The sequence below is a fragment of the Companilactobacillus sp. HBUAS59699 genome, assembly GCF_036913575.1.
GTDB lineage: Bacteria > Bacillota > Bacilli > Lactobacillales > Lactobacillaceae > Companilactobacillus.
The window spans coordinates 125,246-150,316 of the sequence record NZ_JAYKTV010000005.1; the positions used below are offsets into that span (position 1 = coordinate 125,246).

General features: G+C 37.5%; 23 protein-coding genes. 17 read left to right on the forward strand and 6 right to left on the reverse strand.

Going from position 1 to position 25,071, the window contains the following annotated elements:
* Positions 1 to 59: 59 nt before the first annotated feature.
* Genes rapZ through whiA form a run of 3 tightly spaced genes read left to right on the forward strand, consistent with a single transcriptional unit; the run spans position 60 to position 2,927 of the window.
* The gene (gene rapZ, locus U8519_RS10390) at positions 60 to 974 is read left to right on the forward strand and encodes an RNase adapter RapZ (RefSeq protein ID WP_334330241.1); all 915 of its coding nucleotides are present in this window, start codon (positions 60 to 62) and stop codon (positions 972 to 974) included.
* A complete protein-coding gene (locus U8519_RS10395) occupies positions 961 to 1,995 on the forward strand; it encodes a gluconeogenesis factor YvcK family protein (RefSeq protein ID WP_334330242.1) in 1,035 nt (344 codons plus the stop codon). The genes rapZ and U8519_RS10395 overlap by 14 nt, the downstream gene beginning before the upstream one ends.
* The gene (gene whiA, locus U8519_RS10400; protein WP_334330243.1) at positions 1,995 to 2,927 is read left to right on the forward strand and encodes a DNA-binding protein WhiA; all 933 of its coding nucleotides are present in this window, start codon (positions 1,995 to 1,997) and stop codon (positions 2,925 to 2,927) included. Before U8519_RS10395 ends, whiA begins: the two co-directional genes overlap by 1 nt.
* A 64-nt stretch (positions 2,928 to 2,991) precedes the next feature.
* On the opposite strand, the gene U8519_RS10405 is transcribed toward whiA, so the two are convergent.
* Positions 2,992 to 4,707 carry a hypothetical protein gene (locus U8519_RS10405; RefSeq protein WP_334330244.1) on the reverse strand — a complete coding sequence of 572 codons (1,716 nt, stop codon included), beginning with the start codon at positions 4,705 to 4,707 and terminating at the stop codon, positions 2,992 to 2,994.
* Positions 4,708 to 4,797: 90 nt separating this feature from the next.
* Complete coding sequence (locus tag U8519_RS10410) at positions 4,798 to 6,180, reverse strand: DHA2 family efflux MFS transporter permease subunit (protein WP_334330245.1); 1,383 nt, start codon at positions 6,178 to 6,180, stop codon at positions 4,798 to 4,800.
* A gap of 415 nt (positions 6,181 to 6,595) precedes the next feature.
* Between U8519_RS10410 and U8519_RS10415 the strand changes: the two genes are divergently transcribed.
* From U8519_RS10415 to U8519_RS10430, 4 genes are all read left to right on the forward strand, one after another.
* Positions 6,596 to 7,702 (forward strand): hypothetical protein, encoded by a 1,107-nt coding sequence (locus U8519_RS10415; RefSeq protein ID WP_334330246.1) that lies wholly within the window; start codon positions 6,596 to 6,598, stop codon positions 7,700 to 7,702.
* Positions 7,703 to 7,714: 12 nt separating this feature from the next.
* A complete protein-coding gene (locus U8519_RS10420) occupies positions 7,715 to 8,803 on the forward strand; it encodes an Ig-like domain-containing protein (RefSeq protein WP_334330247.1) in 1,089 nt (362 codons plus the stop codon).
* Positions 8,804 to 8,875: 72 nt separating this feature from the next.
* Entirely contained in the window at positions 8,876 to 11,032 is a 2,157-nt protein-coding gene (locus U8519_RS10425) for a hypothetical protein (RefSeq protein ID WP_334330248.1), read from the forward strand.
* A 27-nt stretch (positions 11,033 to 11,059) separates the two neighbouring features.
* On the forward strand, positions 11,060 to 11,248 hold the full coding sequence (locus tag U8519_RS10430; protein WP_334330249.1) for a hypothetical protein: 189 nt from the start codon (positions 11,060 to 11,062) through the stop codon (positions 11,246 to 11,248).
* A 49-nt stretch (positions 11,249 to 11,297) separates the two neighbouring features.
* Here the strand turns inward: U8519_RS10430 and U8519_RS10435 are convergent, their stop codons facing one another.
* The 3 genes from U8519_RS10435 to U8519_RS10445 all read right to left on the reverse strand — a co-directional run bounded on the left by U8519_RS10435 (position 11,298) and on the right by U8519_RS10445 (position 14,138).
* The gene (locus U8519_RS10435) at positions 11,298 to 11,885 is read right to left on the reverse strand and encodes an ATP-dependent Clp protease proteolytic subunit (RefSeq protein ID WP_334330250.1); all 588 of its coding nucleotides are present in this window, start codon (positions 11,883 to 11,885) and stop codon (positions 11,298 to 11,300) included.
* A gap of 166 nt (positions 11,886 to 12,051) precedes the next feature.
* Positions 12,052 to 13,176, reverse strand: a complete 1,125-nt coding sequence (locus U8519_RS10440) for an acyltransferase (protein WP_334330251.1) — start codon at positions 13,174 to 13,176, stop codon at positions 12,052 to 12,054.
* 86 nt (positions 13,177 to 13,262) lie between these two features.
* The gene (locus U8519_RS10445) at positions 13,263 to 14,138 is read right to left on the reverse strand and encodes a LysR family transcriptional regulator (protein WP_334330252.1); all 876 of its coding nucleotides are present in this window, start codon (positions 14,136 to 14,138) and stop codon (positions 13,263 to 13,265) included.
* 124 nt (positions 14,139 to 14,262) lie between these two features.
* On the opposite strand from U8519_RS10445, the gene U8519_RS10450 reads away from it, so the two are divergent.
* The 7 genes from U8519_RS10450 to U8519_RS10480 are packed head-to-tail and all read left to right on the forward strand — an operon-like array spanning position 14,263 to position 21,013.
* Positions 14,263 to 15,171 (forward strand): ACP S-malonyltransferase, encoded by a 909-nt coding sequence (locus tag U8519_RS10450; protein ID WP_334330253.1) that lies wholly within the window; start codon positions 14,263 to 14,265, stop codon positions 15,169 to 15,171.
* Entirely contained in the window at positions 15,164 to 16,804 is a 1,641-nt protein-coding gene (mdcA, locus tag U8519_RS10455) for a malonate decarboxylase subunit alpha (RefSeq protein ID WP_334330254.1), read from the forward strand. Before U8519_RS10450 ends, mdcA begins: the two co-directional genes overlap by 8 nt.
* Before the next feature lies 1 nt (position 16,805).
* Positions 16,806 to 17,588 carry a triphosphoribosyl-dephospho-CoA synthase gene (locus tag U8519_RS10460; RefSeq protein WP_334330255.1) on the forward strand — a complete coding sequence of 261 codons (783 nt, stop codon included), beginning with the start codon at positions 16,806 to 16,808 and terminating at the stop codon, positions 17,586 to 17,588.
* A gap of 11 nt (positions 17,589 to 17,599) precedes the next feature.
* Complete coding sequence (locus tag U8519_RS10465) at positions 17,600 to 17,899, forward strand: malonate decarboxylase subunit delta (RefSeq protein ID WP_334330256.1); 300 nt, start codon at positions 17,600 to 17,602, stop codon at positions 17,897 to 17,899.
* Positions 17,889 to 19,550, forward strand: coding sequence for a biotin-independent malonate decarboxylase subunit beta (mdcD, locus tag U8519_RS10470; RefSeq protein WP_334330257.1), 1,662 nt, complete (start codon positions 17,889 to 17,891; stop codon positions 19,548 to 19,550). The genes U8519_RS10465 and mdcD overlap by 11 nt, the downstream gene beginning before the upstream one ends.
* Entirely contained in the window at positions 19,541 to 20,182 is a 642-nt protein-coding gene (locus U8519_RS10475; RefSeq protein WP_334330258.1) for a malonate decarboxylase holo-ACP synthase, read from the forward strand. The genes mdcD and U8519_RS10475 overlap by 10 nt, the downstream gene beginning before the upstream one ends.
* Positions 20,183 to 20,218: 36 nt before the next feature.
* Positions 20,219 to 21,013: an alpha/beta fold hydrolase gene (locus U8519_RS10480; RefSeq protein ID WP_334330259.1), complete on the forward strand. Its 795-nt coding sequence runs from the start codon at positions 20,219 to 20,221 to the stop codon at positions 21,011 to 21,013.
* On the opposite strand, the gene U8519_RS10485 is transcribed toward U8519_RS10480, so the two are convergent.
* Complete coding sequence (locus U8519_RS10485; protein WP_334330260.1) at positions 21,014 to 22,000, reverse strand: 3-hydroxyacyl-CoA dehydrogenase; 987 nt, start codon at positions 21,998 to 22,000, stop codon at positions 21,014 to 21,016.
* 141 nt (positions 22,001 to 22,141) lie between these two features.
* Between U8519_RS10485 and U8519_RS10490 the strand changes: the two genes are divergently transcribed.
* The 3 genes from U8519_RS10490 to trpC all read left to right on the forward strand — a co-directional run bounded on the left by U8519_RS10490 (position 22,142) and on the right by trpC (position 25,069).
* Positions 22,142 to 22,621, forward strand: a complete 480-nt coding sequence (locus U8519_RS10490; RefSeq protein WP_334330319.1) for a YbaK/EbsC family protein — start codon at positions 22,142 to 22,144, stop codon at positions 22,619 to 22,621.
* A 682-nt stretch (positions 22,622 to 23,303) separates the two neighbouring features.
* A complete protein-coding gene (gene trpD / locus U8519_RS10495) occupies positions 23,304 to 24,338 on the forward strand; it encodes an anthranilate phosphoribosyltransferase (RefSeq protein ID WP_334330261.1) in 1,035 nt (344 codons plus the stop codon).
* A complete protein-coding gene (gene trpC / locus U8519_RS10500; RefSeq protein ID WP_334330262.1) occupies positions 24,335 to 25,069 on the forward strand; it encodes an indole-3-glycerol phosphate synthase TrpC in 735 nt (244 codons plus the stop codon). The genes trpD and trpC overlap by 4 nt, the downstream gene beginning before the upstream one ends.
* Positions 25,070 to 25,071: the final 2 nt, after the last annotated feature.

Consider the following 25,071-nt stretch of genomic DNA (forward strand, 5'->3'; position numbering starts at 1 on the left):
TCTAAAAATGACACACCAGGCTTGTTGTGGTATGCTTATATCTGAATGCGAGGTGCACTATGTCAAAAGACATGCTAAGTTTAGTGATCGTAACCGGTATGAGTGGTGCCGGTAAGACTGTAGCAATGCAGTCTTTCGAAGATTTGGGATATTTCTGTATTGATAATATGCCGCCGAATCTTCTCCCTAAGTTCTGGGAATTAGTACATGAATCTGGAAAAATAAAAAAAGTTGCACTGGTCGTTGATATTCGTTCACGTTCTTTCTATGATGAAATCTTTTCGATGATTTCACAAATGGATGAAGATGAACAAGAGAAGCAACAAAAGGTCAACACGAAGATCTTATTCTTGAATGCTTCTGATGAAGAATTGGTTTCACGTTACAAGGAGACTCGTCGCAGTCATCCTCTAGCAATGGAGGGCCGTTTGCTTGACGGTATTCAGAAGGAACGTGAGCTTTTATCAGAGATCAAAAGTCGTGCGCAAGTCGAAATAGACACGACTGATCTAACTCCTCGTGAATTGCGCGAAGAAATTTTTAATAATTTTCAAGAGAACAAGGATACTCCTAAATTCCACATTGAGGTAATGTCATTTGGATTCAAATATGGCTTACCCATCGATGCGGATATTGTGATGGATGTTAGATTTTTAAAGAACCCATTTTATGTTGATAGTTTAAAGACTAAGACGGGGATGGACAAACCAGTCTATGATTACGTTATGGACGATCCAGTCACGAAGAATTTTTATAATAAATTAGCTGATTTATTAAAGAGTATAATTCCTGGATATGAGAAGGAGGGCAAGACTAGTTTGACGATTGCCATCGGTTGTACTGGTGGCCAACATCGCTCCGTTGCCATTGCCCAACGTCTAGGAACCGACCTCAGCGATAATTACTACGTTGATATCACACATCGTGATATGGAAAAATCTCAAAAGAAGGTAATTGAACATGCCAACAAATAGGATAGTTCGTGTTGTAAAGGGACGTCGTCCAAAAGTTGTTGTTATAGGTGGGGGAACCGGATTACCGGTTGTATTAAATAGTTTGAGGAATAAAGATGCAGATATCACGGCAATCGTGACAGTTGCAGATGATGGTGGTTCGTCTGGTGTATTGAGAGATTACATCAACGTCGTACCACCTGGGGACATCCGTAACGTTTTAGCATCATTATCAGATTTACCAAAGGTTGACTTAGATGTCTTCCAATATCGTTTCAATAGTGACGATGATTTCTTCTCCGGTCATGCGATTGGGAATCTAATCATAGCGGCATTATCTGAAATGTCACCTAACATTTTTGACGCAGTCCAAGAACTGTCTAAGATGATGCGTGTTGATGGTCGAGTTTATCCCGCCAGCAACACTAAGTTGACATTGAACGCTGAATTCACTGATGGAACCACGATCTCAGGTGAACACGAGATAACACATTCAGGTAAGCACGTTAAGCGTGTCTGGGTAACTGACTCAGATAATCCTGATGAGACACCTAAGTCATTGTTGCCAGTTGTGGCATCAATTATGCAGGCTGATGTTGTAGTTTTAGGTCCCGGAAGTTTGTTTACAAGTATTTTGCCAAACTTGATGATCGGTGATCTTGGGGAAGCGGTTCGTCAGACTCCAGCGGAAGTAGTTTATATTTGTAATATTATGACACAGATTGGTGAAACCGAAGGCTTCACTGATGCAGATCACGTAAATGTTTTGAATGAACATTTAGGTGGTAATTATGTTGATACAGTCTTGGTTAATACTAGAAAAGTTCCTGACGGCTATATGGATCATAAAAAATATGACGAGTATGTTAGTCAGGTGAAACCAGACTTCAAATCATTAAGAGATATGGGATGCAGAGTAATTCAAGATGATTTCTTATCACTACATGACAAAGGTGCCTTCCATGATGGCAAAAAAATTGGTCGTGAGATTTTGAATCTAGCATTCCAATCTGGAAATAGAAAAAATGAGGTGAGACACTAGTGGCTTCTTATGCAAGTGAAGTAAAGAAGGAACTCACTAGTTTAGAAGTTCATCCCGAACATGCGCGTGTAGAATTATCAGCCTTACTGAGAATGAATGGTTCGTTAAGTTTACAGAACCATCATTTTGTTTTAACAGCGCAAACGGAGAATCCTGCGATTGCTCGTAGGATTTTTTCACTCATCAAATTGCGTTACGGGATGGAATCAGAACTATTGGTCCGTAAAAAAATGAAGTTAAAGAAGAACAATCAATATCTTGTTCGTTTGAAGCATGATACCGAAAAGGTCTTGAAAGATCTAGGAATTCTAGATGAGACAGGTTTGTCGATCAATACTGATGTTCCAGAAGACATTCTAGATGAAGATCAACGAATGCGTTCATATCTGCGTGGAGCCTTCTTGGCGACCGGAAGTGTGAATAATCCTGAGACATCGAGATATCATTTAGAGATTTATTCATTATACGAATCTCATAATGCTGGAATCGCACAAATGATGAATCATTTTAATCTGAATGCTAGAGTAACACAACGTCGTAATGGCTATATCGTTTACTTGAAGGAAGCTGAGAAAATTGCTGATTTCTTACAAGTTGTTGGTGCAACCAATGCAATGTTGAAGTTTGAAGATATTCGAATTGTTCGCGATATGCGTAATTCCGTTAATCGATTAGTCAACTGCGAAAATGCTAATATCAACAAGACCGTAGCTGCGGCTGAGCGTCAAGTTGAGAATATCAAGCATCTGCAGAGTACGATCGGATTAGATTCTTTACCAGAAAAGTTACGCGAGATTGCTGTTCTCAGATTAGAGAATCCCGAAGTTTCATTGAAGGAATTAGGGGATATGGTACCAAGCGGTGCAATTTCTAAGTCAGGAATCAATCATCGTTTACGTAAATTAAATCAAATGGCTGAAGAGGCCGTGTAAATTGTCAAAAAAATGAGATCCCAGATAATGGGATCTCATTTTTTTGAGGATTTGATTAAATAGTTTAACTATTAAATTTGATGTAACCAATATAACCAATGGCACTGATGAATAAGACGAATGAAATCCAAAGTAGGTATGAGTACGCACGAGGATAACTGTTATTGACAGTTATATTAGCTGTTTGCAATTTATGAGCAATAGGAATAGTGATGAACCCTTGATCATCAGTAGTCCACTTAGTGTCCTTACCATTTACGGTAATCTGATAGTTAAGAGAAGAGTATCCAAATATTGGTAGTTGAATATTACCTGATTTAAGATGTTTGCCACGGTAGCTGACACTGTTTGTAGTAGCAGTTGTTTTTACCAGTGCTATTTTTTGCTTGCCCTGTATTGCCCAATGATTTTTTAATTTATTTTGAATATCAAATGATAGTGACTGACCGTTACTATTTGGTTCTAAGCTGACTTTATTTGGAGCGTAATCAGGGATCAAAATTCGTTGAATAGTTTCGCTGTTAATACCACTGGAGGTTAATTTAACGTCTTGATTCAGTCCAACTTCTTTAGTCGAATCAGCAGTAACAGTTGCTAAGTCTTGTCCGTGATTGTATATGTAATTAGTTGTAACTTGTGTTGCCGCTGAGATTGAAAGGACTGACAGTAGAACCAAAATAAATTGGCTAGTGTGTTCCTTGAAATTATCCAGCAATAATATTATGGGGATGACGCCTAAAAATAGTGCAAAGCGCCAACTGGACTCTTGGAAATTATTAATAATCGGTACATTATTAAAGATTGTCCAAGGCGTCATGTCGGTACTGAAGACGATCAACAAGGCTTCAATCAGGATCCAAGGAGTCAGTTGTTTGATTTTTTTAGTATTCAAGTCAGCGAAGACAACGAGCAAGATGATCAACGTCAAAGTTGAAAAGGCTACGCGAGCGTTCCATTTTGAGTTGGTGAACAGAATCGTGATGGGATCAGCAATGATATTTCCTTTGCCAAATGGTGCCAGCAGGCCGGTTTTTGAAATCGTCATAACTCGATAAATGATTGGCAAACAGAGAATTACCGTGACCAAACTAGCAATTATTAAGTTAAACCAAGGTGCTAGTGAATGATTCTTGATCGAAACCACAATTAAAAATACTCCTGCAACCATGGATAGGGCGATGGCACTCAATAGATGAGAATTAATAACGATCGTCATCAATAAGCCGAGTTTGATAGCGGAAATATAATTTATAGTTTTGCTTTCGATAATGTCCTTAAACGTGAATAAGATTGGAAAGGCAAAAGCAAGTACAATAGCAGTTCCAGGTTGGAATTCGGTCGTGATGTCACGTAAGACAGCTCCTGAATAAGTGAAGATCAGGGCAGCCATACTTGAATTAAAGCTGTTGTAACGCTTGTTGAGTGATAGGAAGGTTACGACAAAAGTTAGTGCAGCAATCAGTACTTTGATAGCAATGATTTGATGAATAGGTGACAACATATTCGTTATCAAGACGAATGGCCAGAGTGTGAAATCAGGATACATTCCGTTCACGGCTTGGCCAGCTGAGAAGAAGGTATTGAAGTTCAACCAACTGGGTAAGTTACCGTGTAAAAAAGCTTGTCGAATCTCAAAGACTCGTTGAGTGTGGAAGAAGGTATCACTACCAGAAATCATGTAGTTAAAATTAAACTGCCAGAACATCCATCCAAATAATGAAATAAAAAATAATAAAATTACGGCGATAGTTTTTTTATTGATGTGCTTTTGAATATTCATACGATCCCCCAAAAATTAAATAATCCAGGAATTAATTATACTTCTAATACAAAAAAACTGCGACCGAGTAGTCGCAGTTCTAAGTGAATATTAATCTTTGTTGTTCTTGATCATTAAGGCGAAGATAAAACCGATAATCGCCATTGCACAGAAGAAACCGAAGACGTAATGATAACCAACTAATCCTAAGTTGGCTGGCAATCCATGACTTTGGTTAGCTGATACCAAGATCAAAGTGGCGAGAGAAACACCAAGTGATCCTAACAATTGACGAACCGTAGTGATAATTGCAGTACCGTGTGGAATCAAGTCTTCAGGTAGAGAGTTACCGCCAAGTGTTGTTGCTGGCATCATAACGAAGGCATTGCCTCCTTCGATCAACATTGCAATCAAGATCATAGGCCACAAACCTAGTTTCATATTCAAGAAGAATAATAAGACCCAGCCAATTACGATCATCGACATACCAGAGATCAATGTTTTCTTGAAGCCGATCTTATCGGCTAGTTTACCAGTCAACGGGTTCAAGATACTAAGCAGGATTGCTGGTGGCACTAGTGCTAAACCAGATACTAAGACTGAAGTATGTAAGATGTTTTGATAGTACAGTGGGTAAATAATCGTAACAACGATCAATGAAATGTACGAAAATCCGGTTAAGAGGACTGACAGATCAAAGTTAAAGTTGCTCATAACCTTCAAGTCCAGCAGAGGCTCGTCCTTAGTTAATTGACGGTGAATGAATAATCCCGACAGGATCAAACTGACTGCTAGCAGAATAATTAAGTTAGTAGATAGATGGTGCTGACTACCAGCTTGGTTGACTACGTACAGCAGTCCGATTATTCCTAATAGATAGACAATAGACAAACCGTCTAGCTTTACTTTGTGGCGAGGCATCACGTCTTTAATGTAGATCGATCCAGTGATGAAGATAACGATCATTATCAATAGGAAGATAACGAATAATCCTTGCCACTGCAAGAAGTTCAAGACGATTCCTGAAATGATAGGACCGGATGCAAGGGCGGAACCCATGACTAAACCAGCGAAGCCCATGGTTGTACCACGTTTCTCTTCAGGAGTGATAGTCATAAGAACCGATTGAAATGATGGGAATAGAATTCCGACACCAATTGCTTCCAAAGCTCTTCCTAACATCGCCATCGCAAAATTTTGAGCGAGGATGATGATGAGAGTACCAACAGCAAATATTCCTACGACACCTAGAAATATTTTTTTGAAAGAAATATTATTCAAGAGCCAAGGACTGATTGGCATCATGATACTCATTATCAGCATGAAACCAGTAGTGAGCCATTGAATAGTTGGTGCAGTTACTCCGAAGAACTTCATCAAGGTTGGATAGGCAGTCGATAACGATGATTGACTGATCGACATGGTGAAGGTCCCGGATAGTAAGGTAATAATAAATAACTTACGTTTTAGTGCGTTATTAATAGTGTTGTCCATATATTTAGCCTCCTATAATTAGAATAGACTTATTTAAAGTTTTCGTCTATGGACATTGAGTAGACTTATTGTTAAAAAATATTTGAAATAGGTTTATAAAATATATCATATAGATATGATTTATCAAAAATATACTTTGTTAGCCGTAACATAACATAAGAAATGTGAGATTATTAAAATAAATAAACCTAAAAATGACAAAATAACCATGATATAAAAAATAATAGCACTAAAAAAAGATAATACATAATTTTTTATAAAATATGTATTATCTTTTTTAAATTATAAAATATAAATAACATAGCGTATAAAATATCACATATTGTAAAACTTTATTATAAAATATGGAATACTCAATAATAGGATAAATTGTATACTTAATTGTGAAAAGAATATTACGTATGGAGGTTGAGATATGGATAAGGGGAAAGCAACTAAGATAGGGTTAGTTACTTTGTTTTCTACTCTGACATTAGGAACGTTTGTTGTTCAGAATAATACGCAAGTTGATGCTGCACCTTTGGGCACGGAATTGCAATATTACTTGAATGACCCAACACCGGCACCATCTAAATTCTTGAATATTTGGAATACTAATGGTTACGATCTGCAACCGGATCCTGTATACAATGTTCAAGTTGGCGATGAGAATAAGATGATGTATACCGATGCAGCACGTTCCGTTTGGACAGTTCTAGGTGGAGTCTTTGATGCTCCTCATTATCGATGGTACAAGTCTGATGATGGTAGAACTTGGAGTGAAGTTCCTGAATGGCAGAACGGTCATCGTAAGAATATGCCAATTGATACTAGTACTGAAGGGACTACTTGGTATCAACAAGATACACAATACTGGAATTATTTAACTGGTTGGTTCGCTAAGACACATATTTATTCGAATATTTCTCAAGTTAATGTTCTAAAGAATAATATTGATGCTGACTCTGTGAATGTAACGACTGACAGTGAGTATTTATACAATATCAGTGATGAGTTAATGAACGTTACTTATGCACATGCAACAGTAAACCCAACTAATGCTACTGGTAAGATTACTTGGTCAACTAATCGTCCTGATTTAGTAACGATCGATAGTAATACTGGTAAAATCACTGCAAATTCTAAAGGAGTCAACGGAAGAGCAGCCATTATTGCCACATATACTGGATCTGATAATTCTCCAAAAGTTGTAACTGGCAAGACATATGTCAACTTAGGTGGCGGATTAGTGGATCAAAGTGCAAGAATCGGTGGAACAGCAACATTCAAGTTACAAGGTAATACCGATGATTTCTATGGATATTGGGACGATAACAATATTGCTATTGAATGGTATATAAAGAAATCTGATGCAAAAGATAGCACTGAGAAGTTAGTTGCTTCAACTTCAAATCTCTACTACACAACTAATGTTTTAACAAGTGAAAATAAGGGTAAAGTGTACAGAGCAAAAATTATTATGAGAAAAGGTACTAAGAAAATAACGCTGACTACTAACTGGGCTAAATTAACAATCTTGTAGGGGGATTTGATTATGAATAATGTAAGGGTCAAGTATCTAAGCTTATTATCATTCTTTACTATATTGATAATTGGTATTTTTTCTAGTCAGGGTACAACAATTCAAGCGGCTTCAGTAGGAACTCCATTGACCAATAGTGCTTTTACCGCAACCCCAGCACCTGACAAATTCTTGAATATTTGGAATACTAACGGTTATGACTTAGAACCTGATGCGGTTACTTATACCGTTGTTGGTAATCCTGTGACATTGCACACTGATGCAGCTCGTTCGCTGTGGACAGTTTTAGGTGGAGTCTTTGATGCTCCTCATTATCGATGGTACAAGTCTGATGATGGTATTAATTGGAGTCAAGTTCCTGAATGGCAGAATGGTCACCGCAAGAACTTCCCAATTCAAACCAGTCAAGAAGGAAGAACTTGGTATCAATTAGATACACAGTATTGGAATTATTTAACCGGTTGGATTGCTCAAACTCACATTTATTCAACAGTAGCGGAAGTTAATGCGGTCAATACACCGATTAATGCAACTAATATGAATGTTAATTCAGATAGCGACTATATTTATAACAATAGTGAAGGCCAAGTCAATACTACTTATGTACATGCCAATATTGATCCTGTAAGTTCAACCGGTAAGGTTACATGGGCCGTTGATAATACTAACCTCGCTACTGTTGATAACACTGGTAAAGTCACCGCTAATGATCGAGGATTGTCTGGCGTAGTTAAGGTTACAGGAACATTCCACAATATGGATAGTTCATTCGTTGCTGGATCGGTCTATGTTCAAGTCGGTGGCGGTTTAGATAATCAAACCGTTTCTGCGGGACAACCTGCAACCTTCGCACTTCGTGGTGATACTGATAGTATGACCGGTTTGATCAACGATGGACGAATCAAAGTTGAGTGGTACAAGAAGGCACCTGGCACAACAAAAGCAGAATACTTAGGTAAGAGCAATAGTGTTTTATATACAACCTATAACACAACGGTATCTGACAATGGAACACAATATCAAGCAAAGATAACTCTTAAAGAAGGCTATAAGAATACTATTATAAAAACTAACTGGGCAACTCTCTATGCTAGTTATTAATTATATTTAGGAGATCGGTGCTGATTGTGTGACTGATCTCTTTTTATATTAATGAGTTAAGGGGGAAGCAAGATGAAAGTTAGCAAATTACTCTTCAGCAGATGTTTGATTATCATCGTGCTAGTTATTGGAGTTATAGGCACTTTACCGATATCGATCGTAGTTGATGCTACAACAAATACTTCAATGACCACTGGTAAAGATTCATCTTCAACTACCGAAGCAGCTAATAGGGCTCTAACAGCCACTATGCAAGCAAATCAAAATTCTATTTCAAATGTAGTAACACAATTTTCCTCACCAATGGGCGACGTGAATAGTACGAGTTCTACAACGACAATGAATACCTTGATTTCTCCATTAACTATAAATAGCTCTACCATTAAAGGCCAGCCCGACTATTGGGGTCACTACTTAGAGTCAAATGTTAACTATGTTTTTAACAGTGATAGTAATCCTTTAGATGTTGGTAATACCGCAATCGTCACTTTAAAATCTAATGGAATAGGAATTGTCCCTGACGTACTTTATTGGACTTTAAAGACTAGAGAATATGAGACCAATGATGCGGTGGCAAAATTTGGTGACCCAACACAAATGGCGGGTTCTGGTGATCGAATATATGTTACAGATCCTCAAACAGCCATAGTTACTGGAAGTAAGAAAGCATTCACATCGATTCATAATATTATCGATGGAGGATACATTAGTTTAAAGGCTGATATAGAAGATTATGCGCCAGTATATCTGGATATTCCAACCGGTGGTGCCATAGTATCAGAAGATTATACACCATTAGCATTTGATGATACCTTAATGCATTTCCACATCAAAAATGATATTTTTAAGAGAATTATTGATGATTTAAATGCAGGAAATGTTGCTTCATACAAAGATTTTGTTTTGACTGGTGCTAAACTTACGTGGCAGGTTGATAGCCGTATAAATAGTTTTGATAATACTAACAATGCAATAGATGGTTCTGTTAAACAATACAATTTTACAGTTAATTCAGGCCAAACCTCGTATGATCCGTCTATTCTCGATTATAACTTTGTTTTTTATGAGAATGGTACGGTTGCAACTAATCTTAATGTTGTACACGCAACTCTGAAAGTCGATTTCAAATATACATACAAACCGATTATTGGGAATTCATATACTAGAGATGGAACTGAAACCATTAACTTCGGTGGATTTAGCGTAAATCCACTTACTAATCCGCCAGCAACAGATGAAGACTTGCCGACGTTAACAATATCTAATCAGATACAAAATTTGACTAATCCAGATAGCAATACTACAGATGGAGATAAAAAAGGATTAGAAGTTCGCAACGTTAAGAATGACGATAGAATTGAATATGCTGCTAATTTTGATGCAAAGGGTCAAAACTCGAAAGCTTTGATCTCAAATGGTGTTTATACGGTACCTATTCCTAAAGGGATGGATATTGATACTAACAGTTTTAAATATACAGGTTATTATAATTATCAGAATTCAGTAGACAATTCACAATACAATTCAATTGATCCTGATAATATAAGCGTACAAGATGATCCCAATGATAATTCAAAACAAATTCTGACAGTAAATGGATTGAGTATTAGTCCTGAGTCTGATTCTGATATAGGAAGATTGGTATTCGATGGTCAAGTAACGAATGATAATCAAGCTGATTTCACTTTCACACCTTCCTTTAAAGGTGTAGGTGGTTATGATAACTTTGATCAAACTAAACCATTATATGTTGAAGAAAGTGGACAAGATCAATTTATTAATTTTGATCCTACTAAGCCGGCAGGGGGGGTGACGTTGACACCAATGGATATAGATTTTGGTGCACTTAACTCATTTGTCACTAGTGACACGCTTAGACATAGGGTGAATAATGATTCTCCTGTATTAACTGTGCAGGATGACAGGAGTGATACAGATAAGAATAGTCAAACTATATCTGTTCAACAGGTGGGGGATTTGAGTAATGGTACTTCTAAGTTTCCTGGCGAATTGAGATTTTATGATCCAACTAGTTCCAATAATGAATTCGAGTCATTGCTTAGTGGAAATATTGTTCCAATTTATGTTTCAAAGAACGGTGAAACGTTGTCGTCTATTTCCTGGGCGAATGACAAAGGTTTGTTACTTCATATAAATGGTTCTGATACTGCTATTTCAGCTGGTAAATACACGACTACGTTGGATTGGACAATAAGTGACACTTTATAAAATGTTTTTAATCAAGGAGAGATTATTATGGTATTAACAGATGCACAAAGACGCGCAAATGAAAAATGGCACAGAAATAATCGGGAACGCGCAAATTATATTGCTATGCGTTCATCAGCTAGAAGCTTTATTCGTAACAAGTCAACTTTGTCCGATCTGGAAGAATTGGAAACTATCATTAGAAATCGAAGACTTGAATTAAATTCAGAAGTGTAAAAAAATAAGGTCTAATCGCATTTGCGATTAGACCTTATTTAGTGAATCTTTATTTGTCAGCTTGGTTTGTCATAATATCATCAATCAAACCATAATCCTTAGCTTCTTGGGCTGTCATGTAGTTGTCACGATCAGTATCCTTTTGAAGTTTTTCGAATGTTTGACCGGAATTATCAGCCAAGATGTGATTTAATCTCTTTCTTGTCTTCAAAATCTCTTGAGCAGCAATTTCAATCTCTGTTTGTTGTCCTTGGGCACCACCTAGTGGTTGGTGAATAAGAACTGTTGAGTTTGGAAGAGCAAAACGTTTGCCCTTTGTACCTGATGACAAGATAACACTTCCCATTGAAGCTGCTAGACCAGTAGCGATTGTTTGAACGTCTGATTTAACGAAGTTCATTGTATCAACAATAGCTAATCCATCGGTAACAGAGCCACCTGGTGAATTGATATACATTGAAATATCCTTGTCTGAGTCTTGAGCATCAAGGAATAGTAATTCAGCAATGACTGTATTAGCCATTTGACTGTTAACTTCACCTGATAACATAATGATTCTATCTTTTAATAATCTTGAATAAATATCATAGGCACGTTCGCCACGTGAGCTTTGTTCAATAACTGTAGGAACTAACATAAATTGCCTCCTAATTAGCACTTGTTATTTTTAGCACTCTAAATAGTACAGTGCTAATTTAGCATACAATCAGTATTGGGTCAACAAACAAACCTCGAAATATAAAAATAAATAAGATTTATGCTATAACTTTTTTATTATCGCACAAATCTTATTTTTTTAAGTGTTATTTGACTTGTTCAGTAACTTGATTACTAGTCAAGCCTGACTTGATACGTTGCCAGATAATATGGAACGTGTAAGCAGACGTGAAGGCTAGACACCAAGTTAATAGGTAACAAATTATTATGGCAACGATAGGGTGGTTGAGTGCTAAATTATGACCACCAATGCGCCAGATTATTTGAAACCAGAAGACATTAGATAAGTAAGCACGATAAGCGTAGACCGCCAAGAAGTGGAATACTGGCAATGCCTTCGAATTACTTCTTAAGTGTGCCATGGCTAATGCGGCGACTAATCCAATCACTAAGAGAGCATAGATAGTCATCGAAGGTTTGTAGTAGGGTGCATTAGTCAATTGAACCGGATGACCAAAGGCTGACAGTTCACTGTTAGTCCAGTAATATGTAGCGACTATTGCCAATAGCATGATAATCCAAGCTTTTTTGATAAATGTTTCGAATTGTTCCCGATACATCCAAGCTAAAACACCGAAGATTCCGTAGATGACAAAGCTGACAAATAATCTATCGAGTAAGTACCAGTTAGTAGCTTGTGGACCATGGAAGACATTGATGTCGTAAAAGACTATCCAAGCAGAATAGCCAATAATTGTCAGAATGATAGTCCAAATAGCACGTTTGCTATTGTTTTTTACCCAGTGAGCCAAGGCCCAGAAGAACGGCATTAGGATGATAAACTGTAACATCATAGTGTTATACCACAAGTGTGGTGCAGCGTTACCGTTGATAAAGTGCCATAGAAAACTTCCCACATCGTTGTATCGATTAACTTGTTGAATATCTGGGAATATTAGTAAGTAAGCGAGTGTCCACCAGATCGTAGGTACAAAAAGAGCAGACCATTGTTTCTTCATGTATCCACCATAATCACTCCAGCTATTAGTATTAGTAGTTCTAGTTGTGGTATATAAAATACCAAAAATAAAGGCTGGCGCAGTAAACTTAACTAGGTTATAAATAATCCCAATTATTGATTGAACATTGTTAGATGGATCGGTGCTTAAGACGACACCGAGAACGGTCTGCATCATAACGGCAGTACAAGCGAAGACCTTCATATAGTCTCCAACATCAGCAGGTCTTGTATTGTCTAATCTTGAATTCATTTAGTCATTTCCCCTTTGCTTGATTGTGAGATCAACAAAAGGATTTATTAGTAGTTAATATAATAGCTTTCAAATCAAAAAGCAAATTAAATTTTTAACTCGGAGTGCTGAAAACTCAAAAATAACTTGATCAGTTCGTTACTTATCTCACGTTGAATATCGGTCAAATTATTGCTTGGAGAACAGAGATAGATCGTCCGCTGTAAGGGATCAGGCGTTAATCTTGTCAGTTGGACTTGGTCACTGATTGTTTGCCAAGTAACTGAAGGAATGAAGCTCAATCCGATGCCGGCCTCGATCAATCCTCTAATGGTAGCCGGATCGTCAGTCTCATACATATAGTTCAAAGAGATTCCTCGTTTATTAAAATACTTATCAATTGTATTTCTCAACGGATTATTTTTAGTTAAACCAACAAATTTTTCATTCGTTAATTCTTTTGGATTAACGAATTTTTTAGTATATCCGGCTTTTAAATTCCAACCAACGAAGACTTCTTCCTTTAATACGGGAACATTAGTTAAGTCCTTTAGAGGATGGCTAGTGACGATGAAGTCGAATTGCTTGAAGTCGGCTTCTCTGACAGTATGCTGAGCAAGATTCAAACGAACGTTAGGAAACTTGTTTTTGATGTTGAAGACGATGCTGGGAATGAATGGTGAGGCTACTTCCATCAAGATTGAAATGGGATGTTCGGAGTTATCCACTCCTCCCTTAACGGCATTGATACCACGATCTAACTCTTTCAGACTGTCATTGACGTAGCTGAAGAATAGCCTGCCAGCACGATTCAATCTTAAAGTACGACCAGTACGATCGAATAATTTTACTTGTAATTCATTTTCCAGTTGCTTGATAGTCTTACTGACAGCGGGTTGAGAAATATATAAAATCTCAGCTGCCTTGGTAATACTCTCTTGATTTGCGACAACGACGAAACATTTAAGCTGTGTTAAGTTCATAAATTGGCCTCCATTCATAACTATTTGGTTATGTACTATTCATTTTATGTATTATACACGTTATGAATCAGCTTATATACTATGACTTGTGAGATCAGCAAAATGATGAATTGGAGGTGGATGCATGCGTACATTGTGGATCTTTCCGGGACAAGGTGGACAACGTCCGGGGATGTTAAACGATTTACCGCAGGATTTGAAGCACAAAGTTAAAGACTTGACGGGAATTGAATTGACTGATGATGAGGTTACTTATAAAGATTCGATTCAGATCCAATTGAGTATCTTGGCTTTGCAGTTATATAACATTAGGCAGTTGCAAGAGATTGATGAACAACCAGATGTAGTTGCCGGACATTCTTTGGGAGTGTTTGGTGCCGCGGTTGCTGCTGGAGTATTAAGCGAAGAGGATGCAATCAAGATTGTTTTTCTTCGTTCTACTAAGATGAAAGAAGCTTATCCAGTTGGCTATGGCATGGGGGCAATCGTTGGCTTAACTCGCAAAGAAGTTACGACGTTGGTCAAACAAGTTAATGTACCTGATGTTTATGTTTCAAATCAGAATTCGGAATTACAGACAGCATTGTCTGGTTCATTGGAAGGTATCAATAAAGTGTTGGATCTGGCAAGAGAGAATGGTGCTCAAAAGGCTTTGATATTGAAAGTTCCCAATCCCTCACATTCACCATTGATGCAATCAGCGGCCGATGCTTTGCAAGAAGCATTTGCACAGGTTAAATTGCAACGTCCTAATTGTACTTATTTGACTAATTATAACGGCCATGCCGTTCATACAGTTGATGAGGTCAAGAAGGATATGATCAATAATCTGATCTATCCCGTTTATTGGGACACTATGATGAGCGTTGCTAGTGAACTAGGTATTGATACCGCTATTGAAGTAATGCCGGGACATGCATTCACCAAGTTGATTCATACGAAATTTCCTGATCTGAGAAACATTACCATGAGTGAAATGGGAATTGATGATACTGAATTTCTATTAAAAAAATGGAGGAAAATAAATGACTAAAAGAAGTTGGACTACAAATCGTGATGCAAAAAATTCTAAGTTAGAAAAAGTTGCACCAATGATGGACGGAAAGTTTGTTAAAACTGAAAATGCTAAGGAGCTGTTGGAAGATCTAATTGCTTCTGGCGACAGAGTTGTCCTAGAAGGTGACAATCAGAAACAAGCTAGTTTCTTATCTAAGGTATTAGCATCAGTAGATCCTGAAAAGGTTCATGATTTGCATATGATCATGTCTTCAGTTTCAAGACCAGAACATTTGGATATTTTTGAAACAGGAATTGCCAGCAAATTGGACTTTTCATTTGCTGGACCACAGAGTACACGTATTTCACAAATGATTGCTGATGGAACTATAAATGTCGGTGATATTCATACATATCTTGAATTGTATGCACGTCTATACGTTGACTTGATTCCAAATGTTGTTTTAGTTGCTGCTGACAAGGTAGACCGTGATGGTAACTTGTATACCGGAGCAAATACTGAAGAGACACCAGTTATTGTTGAATCAGCTGCTTTCAAGGACGGTATCGTTATCGTTCAAGCTAATGAAATTGTTGATAAAGTTCCACGTGTTGATATTCCTGGTGACTGGGTCGATGTTGTCGTTCAAGCTGATCAACCATATCAACTAGAACCATTGTTCACACGTGATCCGCAAAACATTACTGAGTTACAAATTCTTATGGGTATGATGGCAATTCGTGGTATCTATGAGAAACACAACGTACAAACAGTTAATCATGGTGTTGGTTTCAATACCGCTGCAATCGAATTGTTACTACCTACATATGGTGAACAACTTGGCTTGAAGGGTAAGATCGTTCCTAACTGGGAAGTTAACCCAACACCAACATTGATCCCTGCTATCGAAAGTGGCTGGGTCAAGACGATCCACAGTTTCGGTGGCGAAGTTGGTATGGAAAACTATATCGCTCATCGTCCTGACATATTCTTCGTTGGTAAAGATGGCACAATGAGATCTAACCGTGCCTTCGGCCAAATGGCTGGTCAATATGCACTTGATATGTTCGTTGGTTCAACTCTCCAAATCGATAAATATGGTAATTCTTCAACCGTTACAAACGGTCGTCTATCTGGATTCGGTGGTGCTCCTAACATGGGAAGTAACCCAAGTGGACGTCGTCACTCAACACCAGCTTGGCAAAGCCTTCGTCCTGACAATGATCCACTAGGCAAAGGACAAAAACTCGTAGTTCAAATGGTTGAAACATTTGGCTCAAATAAGAAGCCCGTCTTCGTTGATCATTTGGATGCCGAAGAAGTTAGAAAAGAAGCTAAGTTAGCTAATGTTCCTATTATGATTTATTCAGAAGATACAACTCATATCGTTACAGAAGAGGGTATCGCATACTTGTATAAGACAGACAGTATGGCTGAGAGACAAGCAGCTATTGAAGCTATTGCCGGAGTTACACCTATTGGCTTAAGAAGTAATCCTAAACAACTAGCAGACCTTCGTGCACGCGGCATCGTCGCTTTACCAGAAGATCTTGGCGTACATCGTACAGAGGCCAAACGTTCACTTCTTGCTGCACAAACAATGGATGACTTAGTAAGCTGGTCAGACGGACTATACAATCCACCAGCTAAGTTCAGAAGTTGGTCATAGGATGCAAATAAAAACATCTATTGCACAATCAGCAGTTGATGCTCTGAAGTGGGAGGTTCAATTCACTCCCAAACCTGGATTAGTCGATGCCTTGTCGAATGGTTCGCATGATGACATGGATTTAAATCTATTCTTGAAATCAGCAGATAGCTTGTTATCGGGTTTTCAAAAGACAGCTGAAGTTAGCTTGGATCGTCAGATCGACTTATTTCTACGTGAAGATATCGGTGCGATTGGTCGTCAAACTGAGATTGATATGTTTCAAGCTACTGCTGGCGTCAATACGCACAAAGGTGCTATCTGGACGCTGAGTTTGTTGATAAGTGCTGCAAGTGCTCTACAAACAAACGACATTGAACAAATATTATTAGCAGCACAAAAATTGGCTAACTTACCTGATAAATACATTCCTAATACTTCATTGAAAACTCACGGTATGATAACGAAAAAGAGATATGCTCTGTCAGGTGCTCGTGGGGAAGCTCAAAGTGGTTTTCCAAATATTAGAAAAGTATTGAATTACAACCAACATGCAGATGATCTATGGGCACGACGTCTAATGGTGCTTTATAGCAATGTTGATGATACGAATATTGTTTATCGTAGCAATTTAAAAGTTCTAGAGACATTACAAAAAATTTCAAGAGAGATACTTGAGGATGATATTCCTGTAATTGAAAGTGCAAAATTTTTGGAATTAGAAAAATTTGTTAGTGAATATCATATTTCTCCAGGTGGTTGTGCAGATTTATTTGCAGCAAGTTATTTCTTAGAAAACATATAGGAGAAAATTAAATGGAAAAATTACATTATAAATTTGAAACTAAAAATCCCATTCAAAAACCAGTTCATATCGGTGTTGTTGCTTCAGGTGACCTTGAAGTGATCTTCCGCCCAACAGATTCTGATGAAACAGTCGTTAATATCGTTACTGGTAGTGATGGTTTTAAAGAAGTTTGGCAAAATGTTTTGGATCGATTCTTTGCTAGATATCCAATCCAAGCAAATATCGAGATCAATGACTTCGGATCAACACCCGGTGTTGTAAATCTACGTTTAACTCAAGCAATGGAGGCATTAAAGGATGAAAAATAGTTTTGTTGAATTACGTGCGCGTGAACGTGCTGAGGCATTACTTGACGATAATGCTCGTGAATTAGTTGGACCACTTGATAATATGATTTCACCACACTTGGAGCCACAAGGAATCGTTCCTGAAAGTGATGATGGCGTTGTTTTAATGCGTGGTACGATCGATGGTAAGAATGCTTTGGTAATTTCTATTGAAGGTAAGTTCCAAGGTGGTGGTATTGGTGAAGTTAGTGGTGCCAAGATCGTCGCTGCCTTAGAGAAGGCTTTGGAAGATAACGAAGCTGGTAAAACAATTTATCCAATTATTATTCTTGATACTGGTGGTGTTCGCCTACAAGAAGCCAACTATGGATTGTTGTCAATTTCAGAGATCCATAACGCTGTTATTGCATTGAAGAAATATGTTCCAGTTATTGGATTAGTCCCTGGTCGTGTTGGTTCATTCGGTGGTATGTCTATCACAGCTTCAATCCTTTCATACTTAATTGCTACTAAGAAAGCAAGAATTGCTTTGAACGGACCAGAAGTTATCGAACAAGAAGCTGGTGTTCGTGAATTTGATTCCAGCGATAAAGATTTGATCTGGAATACTTTAGGTACTAAGCAAAGATTAGCTACTGGCTTAGTTGATGAAGTTGTTGACGACACAGTTGATGATATTAAAAAGTCTGTTTCAGATGCCATTGATGAGAAGAAAGATGCTCACAGAACTGAACACGTTGACTTTTATTTATCATTACTAGATAAGCTTGATCTAAGCAAGAAGTTGGATATTGATGGATATCGTAAATTATATCCAGAAGTTAAAGCTGAAAAACACGTTATTGAAGATGCTGTAGCTAGTGATGAACCAGGTACAAAGAGTCGTGGTCGTTTGTGGTTCGAAAAATTAACAGGCATCAAGAATGCCAAGAGTTCAGTATCAACTGTATTGCATGCTGAAAAAGATGGTAAAGAATATGTTGCCATCGTACCTGACGCTGATAACAAGTTCCCACGTGTTCGTGATGGTGAAGTAGGTCTAGAAGAAGGATTTGCTGTTGCAAGTATTGTTAACAAAGTTGTTGCTGATGATGCTGACAAAGATGTTAAACGTCCAATTATCATGGTCGTGGATGTTCCTAGTCAAGCTTATGGTTATCAAGAAGAATTGATCGGTATTCATGTTGCTTTAGGATCAAGTGCTGCTGCTTACGCCGAGGCACGTCAAGCTGGACATCCGGTTATTGCCTTCATCCCTGGAGATGCTGTTTCAGGTGGTTTCTTAGCACATGGTCTACAATCCAATAGATTGATTGCTTTGGATGATACTTCCATCACTATTCAAGCCATGTCAAAGGCCAGTGCCGCTCGTATTACACAACGTACGATTGCTGAACTTGAAGAAGCTACTAAGCATGTTCCTGCTATGGCTTATGATATTGATAACTACGAGAAACTTGGTGCATTGTACAAACTTGTTAAGGGTATTGGTTCATACGAAGCTACTGACGAAAATGTTGCTAAGATCAATTCAATTATTGATGAAGCAATTCAAAGTACAGTCGGCAAGCCAACTGATCTCCACTTCCGTTATGAAACACCTATTGCTATCGAAAGTGGTCGTAAGGCTACAAATGCTGTTCGTAAGGCTGTTTTCGAACAATGGAACTAGATCTCTTACCTCATGATCTAGTCAAAATTGACATTGATGAATTCTTTAGTGATAAAGAACTTCCGTCATGGGTAATTGATAGTTTAGCCAAAGTTCCCTTAGTAATAATTCGTCGAGGTAAAATTATTGACGGTAAGGTTCCAGTAGGCGTCAGAGGAGTAAAACGTGAGCAACGATTTGCCGGATACATACCTTCCACTGCGGTTGGGGAAGGATATGTGATCACTCCGCATTCTCTGATTCAAAATACTTGGAAGAATCTTCCAGCAGATAGATTTGAATTACCAGCAATTAAGGCTCTCCCAAAAATTGCTCCACTATTAAAAAAATATCAATGGGGTATTAGCGGAAGCGTTGGATTCGAGTTAGCTAGTGGACAGGCTACTGCCAAAATGAGTAGTGATTTGGATTTGATTTGGTATGAAAATAAACATTTGTCTCAAGGTGAGGCAAATAATTTATTAGAACAATTGAATCAATTCGGAGTACATGCTGATTTTCAAGTTGTTTATAGTCAGAAGGGATTCTCATTAGAAGAATTTGCTAAAAGTACTAGTAATACGATATTAGTTAAGACTGCACAGGGACCGAAGTTATCAACAGATCCTTGGGCAGAAATAGAGAAGGATTAAAAAATCTTGGATTAATTTCCAAGATTTTTTTGGTAGATGATGAAATTTTTAACAGATGATAATATTCAATTGGATTATAACGTTTATGGTAAAGACAAGCCGATTATTTTAATCGCTGGATTTGGTGGATATCAGGAGATTTGGCAACTGCAAGTAGATTATTTGGTGGGGATGAATTATCAAGTGATAACATATGATCATCGCAATCATGGTGCGTCACAACGAACACAGTCAGGATTAAATATGGCCAGATTGATTCAAGATCTACATGAGTTAATCGAATATTTGAAGTTAGACAAACCATTACTGATCGGACATTCAATGGGCGCTAGTGTTTGTTATGGTTATCTGACAAAGTATGATAATGTTGCTGCCGTAATGGGTGTCGATCAGACGGTTAAGATGCTGAATGATTCTGAATGGCACTATGGATTTATGAATATTGATTCGAATAATTATAAAGAAATAGTTTCTAAACCTGCAAAGGTCCATGAGACCGTCAATGGGTTAGATACTAGGGTGATGTCTAGATTGAGTGCAGCAAAAAATAATTATCCTTTCGATCGAAAGGCAAATCTACCATTACTATTTGATCATGTGACAAAAGATTGGCGAAGAGCGGTTCAAAAAAGCAGCCACCCAATTATGCTAGTGGCTGCAAGAGATAGTCCGTATTATAATTCTGATTTTGCGTCGATGATTACATCCAAAAGTGAGCACGTCAATTCAGCAATCGTGGAAAATTGTGGTCATGATATTATGGCAGAAGTGCCAGAGATATTTAATCAGTTAATGCGTCACTTTGTCTTATCAAATTTACGTTATCAATGATTATTCTAGGAAGTCTGGGTGTGCGTATTCCGGATTAGGATACTTGTAGAATCCCTCACCAGTAGCAACTCCCATCTTTCCTTTGTCAATATAGTCATTTTTGATCATATCGGCCAATTGCTTGTATTCAGGATCAGTTTCAGCAGCACTAGCTGTAATGTCATAGGCTGTTTTAAGTCCGACAACGTCGAGAATCCCGAATGGACCTAGTGGAGCCTTAGTTGCAAGCATCCAAGTTTTATCCACAGTTTCGATATCAGCAATTCCCTTAGCTAACAACATTTGAGCAGCATCGAGTAGAGGGACGAGCAAAGTATTCAAAACATAACCTGGCTGTTCTTTCTTGAGTTTAATTGGAATCATACCGATACCCTTGGCAAAATCAACAACAGTATCGTAAACTTCTGGATCAGTCCATTTTGTACCCATGATTTCGGCAGTATTGTTTTTCCAGATTTCGTTGGCAAAGTGGAGTGCTAAGAATTTCTTTGGTCGGCCGGTTATTTCAGCAAATTGGCTTGGTAACAATGTAGAAGTGTTAGTAGCAAAGATAGTTTTTTCGTTAGCTACTTCACTCAATTGTTTATAGTAGCTTTCCTTAATATCAAGACGTTCTGGTATGGCCTCAATCACCAAATCAGCATTCTTAACTGCATCTGCTAAGTTGCTGGAATATTTAATACTTGCCGGAACCGCTTCGGCATTTTTTCTTGAAGTAGTAAGGTCACGAATCAGCGTGTCTTTTAAATTGGGAAGAATTGTACTTTCGTAAACACCATTTCTTAAGAAGACAGATAGGTGGTCTGATTGGCCTTTAACTTCATTTTTGTAAGTATCAACCAAACCGCGAATTCTATCTTTAGCTTTGGCAATTACGTCATCATTAATGTCGTAGATCGTTACGTTGTATCCGCGAAAGGCGGTTTGAAAAGCAATTTGGCTCCCAAGAACACCACTACCAGCAATTGTTACGTTTTTGATCGACATGATAAATCCTCCGATTTTTGTTATATTAATAAATATATGAAATCGAATACAGTATAATTGGTATATAGTCAATATGTCTATTTAAATGCTTGTATGATAAGAAAATATTTCGTAGCTATCATTGGAGGTATAGTCATGAAGATGATCGATCTAGCTGAAAAATTTAAACAGGAGAAGATTTATTACGAGCTGTACGAACATCGAGCAATTTACACTAATGAAGATGCTTTAGTAGTTAAGTCAGAGAAGGGATTCACTGGTACTGAAACTAAAAGTTTGTTTTTAAAAGGAAAAGACGGTCGTAATTTTGTTTTGCTGACATTCACAACAAAGCGAACGGATTTTAAACTACTCAAGCATGTGATTGGTGAGAAACTTTCAATCGTGCCTTCTGATGAGATGGAAGAACAAACTGGACAGAAACCAGGAGCAGTATCGCCGTTCGGTTATCCTCAAAACGTCCCACTAATTGTTGATGAAGAATTATATTCTAAGGAAAAATTAGTTTTTGCACCCGGAAGACCTGATCGAACGATGGTTGTGTTAGGAAAGGATCTCCCGAAGATTATAGAGATGCTAGGTAATGAGTATTTCATTTATTCTGATGATGAGGATATGTAATTCGAGGATTGATGTTATTCTCTATCTATTGACCGTATTGCAAATTTACTGTTGTTATTTGACCATGTGATCAAGGATTGGCGTAGTACGGTAAAAAAGCAGTCATCCAATTATTCTGGTTGCTGCCAAAGAAGGCCCGTATTATAATTACAATTTTGCCAAGGCAATTGCTAATTTTAGTGAAAAGATACTAATAAAATTAAAAAAAATCAAATATTTATATTGACAAAATCTTTCAACAGTCTTATTCTCTGTAACAACAAAACAAATTCGTCCATAAACCGATGAGATGGAGATCAAGACTAATCGTGCATGCACAGAGAGCTACCGTTGCTGAGAATGTAGCCAAACGCAGATAGTTAAATGGACCATCGAGGGTTCTCTCGAATATCTAATATTTAGATTAGTACAGAGAAACGTTAGGCATACGTAAGTTGCCGGGAGGGTGATAGCCCTTCGCTAAGAGTAATGGACTACTGTGTTTGATTTTTGTCATACACTAATAGTCTATTGAAATAAGGTGGCACCGCGGTAAATCCGTCCTTAAACTTAATAAGTTTATGGGCGGATTTTTTTGTGACTTGTTTTATAAAAAGGAGCAGATATTATGCCACAGAAACCTGGAAAGCGATGGTTTAACCAATTTGATTCGCACAATAAAAATTAAATTGGAGGAACCATAATGCGAGAAAATACAAAAATTGAAAGTGCCATTAAAAAAATCGTCAATGGTGACGAATTAACTTTTGAGGAAACTAATCAAGTTATTGATGAAATTATGAGCGGTCAAACGACATCAGTTCAAATTTCTAGTTTCTTAACAGCTTTGTCGATTCGCAAAGAAACCGTAGAAGAAATTGCTGGTGCAGCTGATGCAATGCGAGACCACGCCTTAGAGTTTGAGACTAATAAACCAGTTTTAGAAATTGTTGGAACTGGTGGAGATCATTCTAATTCATTTAATATTTCAACAACAACAGCATTGGTTGTTTCTTCGACGGGCATTCCAGTAGCTAAACATGGTAATCGCGCTGCTTCTTCAAAGAGTGGGGCGGCCGACGTACTTGAAGCTTTGGGCGTCCAAATCAATATTGATCCCAAACAAAGTGAAGCAATTTTGAACGAAATTGGTATTTGTTTCTTATTTGCTCAGGAGTATCACAAAGCAATGAAGTATGTTGCGCCGATTAGAAAAGAATTAGGAATTAGAACCTTATTCAATGTTTTAGGACCACTAGCTAATCCAGCACATGCAACATCACAAATGTTAGGAGTTTATGACGAAAGTATGGTTGTTCCCATGGCCAAGGTTCTCAAACAATTAGGCGTAAAAAATGCAACAGTTGTCTATGGTCAAGATGGATTTGACGAGGTTTCTGCTTCTGCTCCGACAACAATTGCTGAAATTCTCGATGGAGAAATTATTGAATATGAGGTAACTCCAGAAGAGTTCGGCATTAAACGCTGTAATAAATCGGATATCATCGGTGGAACTCCACAACAAAACGCAAAAATTACTCAAGATATATTAAATGGAAAAATTGATGCTAAAAGAGACGTTGTCTTGATGAATGCAGGAGTAGCCATTCATACAGTTAAACCTGAGTTAACAATTGCTCAGGGAATAGAAATTGCCAGAAAATCTCTAGATGATGGCTCAGCACAACGTCAATTGGAAAAGTTTGTAAACTTGACTCAAGTAGGGATGGTCGCATGATTTTAGATGATTTAGTGATTGCTACCCGTATACGAGTTGAAAAAGAGAAGCATCATAACAACATTGATCAGATAATAAGTAAATTTTTAGAACCTGAAATTGGCTTTATTGGTGAAGTTAAACATGCCTCACCATCAAAAGGAATAATTGTTCAAAATTTTCCATACATGGAAATTGCTAAGGAATATCAAAAGGCAGGAGTAGATGCAATTTCAGTTTTGACAGAACCAGATTATTTTCAAGGTAAATTGCAATATTTAGAAGATATTGCTCAATCAGTGAATGTTCCTACTTTAAGAAAGGATTTTATAATTGATCCTTATATGATTTATCAAGCTAAATTTGCAGGAGCCAAAATCATTTTGTTAATAGTAGCAATTTTGAATTTTGATAAGTTAAAGCAGTTTCAAAGTTTAGCTAATGAATTAGATTTGGCTGCTATTGTGGAGGTTCACTCGGAAAACGAATTGAAAACAGCTTTAAGAGCTGGAGCCAAAATAATTGGAGTTAATAATCGAAACCTTAAAGATTTTACGGTTGATTTAAATAATAGTTTGAAATTGCGTCCATTGGTTCCAAAAGAAATACCTTTTATTGCTGAGAGCGGTATTAAAACTATCGATGATATTAAATTATTAAAAGCAGCACATGTAAATGAGGTATTGATTGGTGAAACCTTTATGAAAGCTGAGAATAAACTAGAGATTATAAAAAAATTTAAAGAAGCATGATC

Excerpts from the sequence above, each read along its gene's own strand:
- rapZ (WP_334330241.1), top strand. The coding sequence starts at position 60 with ATGTCAAAAGACATGCTAAGTTTAGTGATCGTAACCGGTATGAGTGGT.
- U8519_RS10395 (WP_334330242.1), top strand. The coding sequence starts at position 961 with ATGCCAACAAATAGGATAGTTCGTGTTGTAAAGGGACGTCGTCCAAAA.
- U8519_RS10405 (WP_334330244.1), bottom strand. The coding sequence starts at position 4,707 with ATGAATATTCAAAAGCACATCAATAAAAAAACTATCGCCGTAATTTTA.
- U8519_RS10410 (WP_334330245.1), bottom strand. The coding sequence starts at position 6,180 with ATGGACAACACTATTAATAACGCACTAAAACGTAAGTTATTTATTATT.
- U8519_RS10415 (WP_334330246.1), top strand. The coding sequence starts at position 6,596 with ATGGATAAGGGGAAAGCAACTAAGATAGGGTTAGTTACTTTGTTTTCT.
- U8519_RS10420 (WP_334330247.1), top strand. The coding sequence starts at position 7,715 with ATGAATAATGTAAGGGTCAAGTATCTAAGCTTATTATCATTCTTTACT.
- U8519_RS10425 (WP_334330248.1), top strand. The coding sequence starts at position 8,876 with ATGAAAGTTAGCAAATTACTCTTCAGCAGATGTTTGATTATCATCGTG.
- U8519_RS10430 (WP_334330249.1), top strand. The coding sequence starts at position 11,060 with ATGGTATTAACAGATGCACAAAGACGCGCAAATGAAAAATGGCACAGA.
- U8519_RS10435 (WP_334330250.1), bottom strand. The coding sequence starts at position 11,885 with ATGTTAGTTCCTACAGTTATTGAACAAAGCTCACGTGGCGAACGTGCC.
- U8519_RS10440 (WP_334330251.1), bottom strand. The coding sequence starts at position 13,176 with ATGAATTCAAGATTAGACAATACAAGACCTGCTGATGTTGGAGACTAT.
- U8519_RS10445 (WP_334330252.1), bottom strand. The coding sequence starts at position 14,138 with ATGAACTTAACACAGCTTAAATGTTTCGTCGTTGTCGCAAATCAAGAG.
- U8519_RS10450 (WP_334330253.1), top strand. The coding sequence starts at position 14,263 with ATGCGTACATTGTGGATCTTTCCGGGACAAGGTGGACAACGTCCGGGG.
- mdcA (WP_334330254.1), top strand. The coding sequence starts at position 15,164 with ATGACTAAAAGAAGTTGGACTACAAATCGTGATGCAAAAAATTCTAAG.
- U8519_RS10460 (WP_334330255.1), top strand. The coding sequence starts at position 16,806 with ATGCAAATAAAAACATCTATTGCACAATCAGCAGTTGATGCTCTGAAG.
- U8519_RS10465 (WP_334330256.1), top strand. The coding sequence starts at position 17,600 with ATGGAAAAATTACATTATAAATTTGAAACTAAAAATCCCATTCAAAAA.
- mdcD (WP_334330257.1), top strand. The coding sequence starts at position 17,889 with ATGAAAAATAGTTTTGTTGAATTACGTGCGCGTGAACGTGCTGAGGCA.
- U8519_RS10475 (WP_334330258.1), top strand. The coding sequence starts at position 19,541 with ATGGAACTAGATCTCTTACCTCATGATCTAGTCAAAATTGACATTGAT.
- U8519_RS10480 (WP_334330259.1), top strand. The coding sequence starts at position 20,219 with ATGATGAAATTTTTAACAGATGATAATATTCAATTGGATTATAACGTT.
- U8519_RS10485 (WP_334330260.1), bottom strand. The coding sequence starts at position 22,000 with ATGTCGATCAAAAACGTAACAATTGCTGGTAGTGGTGTTCTTGGGAGC.
- U8519_RS10490 (WP_334330319.1), top strand. The coding sequence starts at position 22,142 with ATGATCGATCTAGCTGAAAAATTTAAACAGGAGAAGATTTATTACGAG.
- trpD (WP_334330261.1), top strand. The coding sequence starts at position 23,304 with ATGCGAGAAAATACAAAAATTGAAAGTGCCATTAAAAAAATCGTCAAT.
- trpC (WP_334330262.1), top strand. The coding sequence starts at position 24,335 with ATGATTTTAGATGATTTAGTGATTGCTACCCGTATACGAGTTGAAAAA.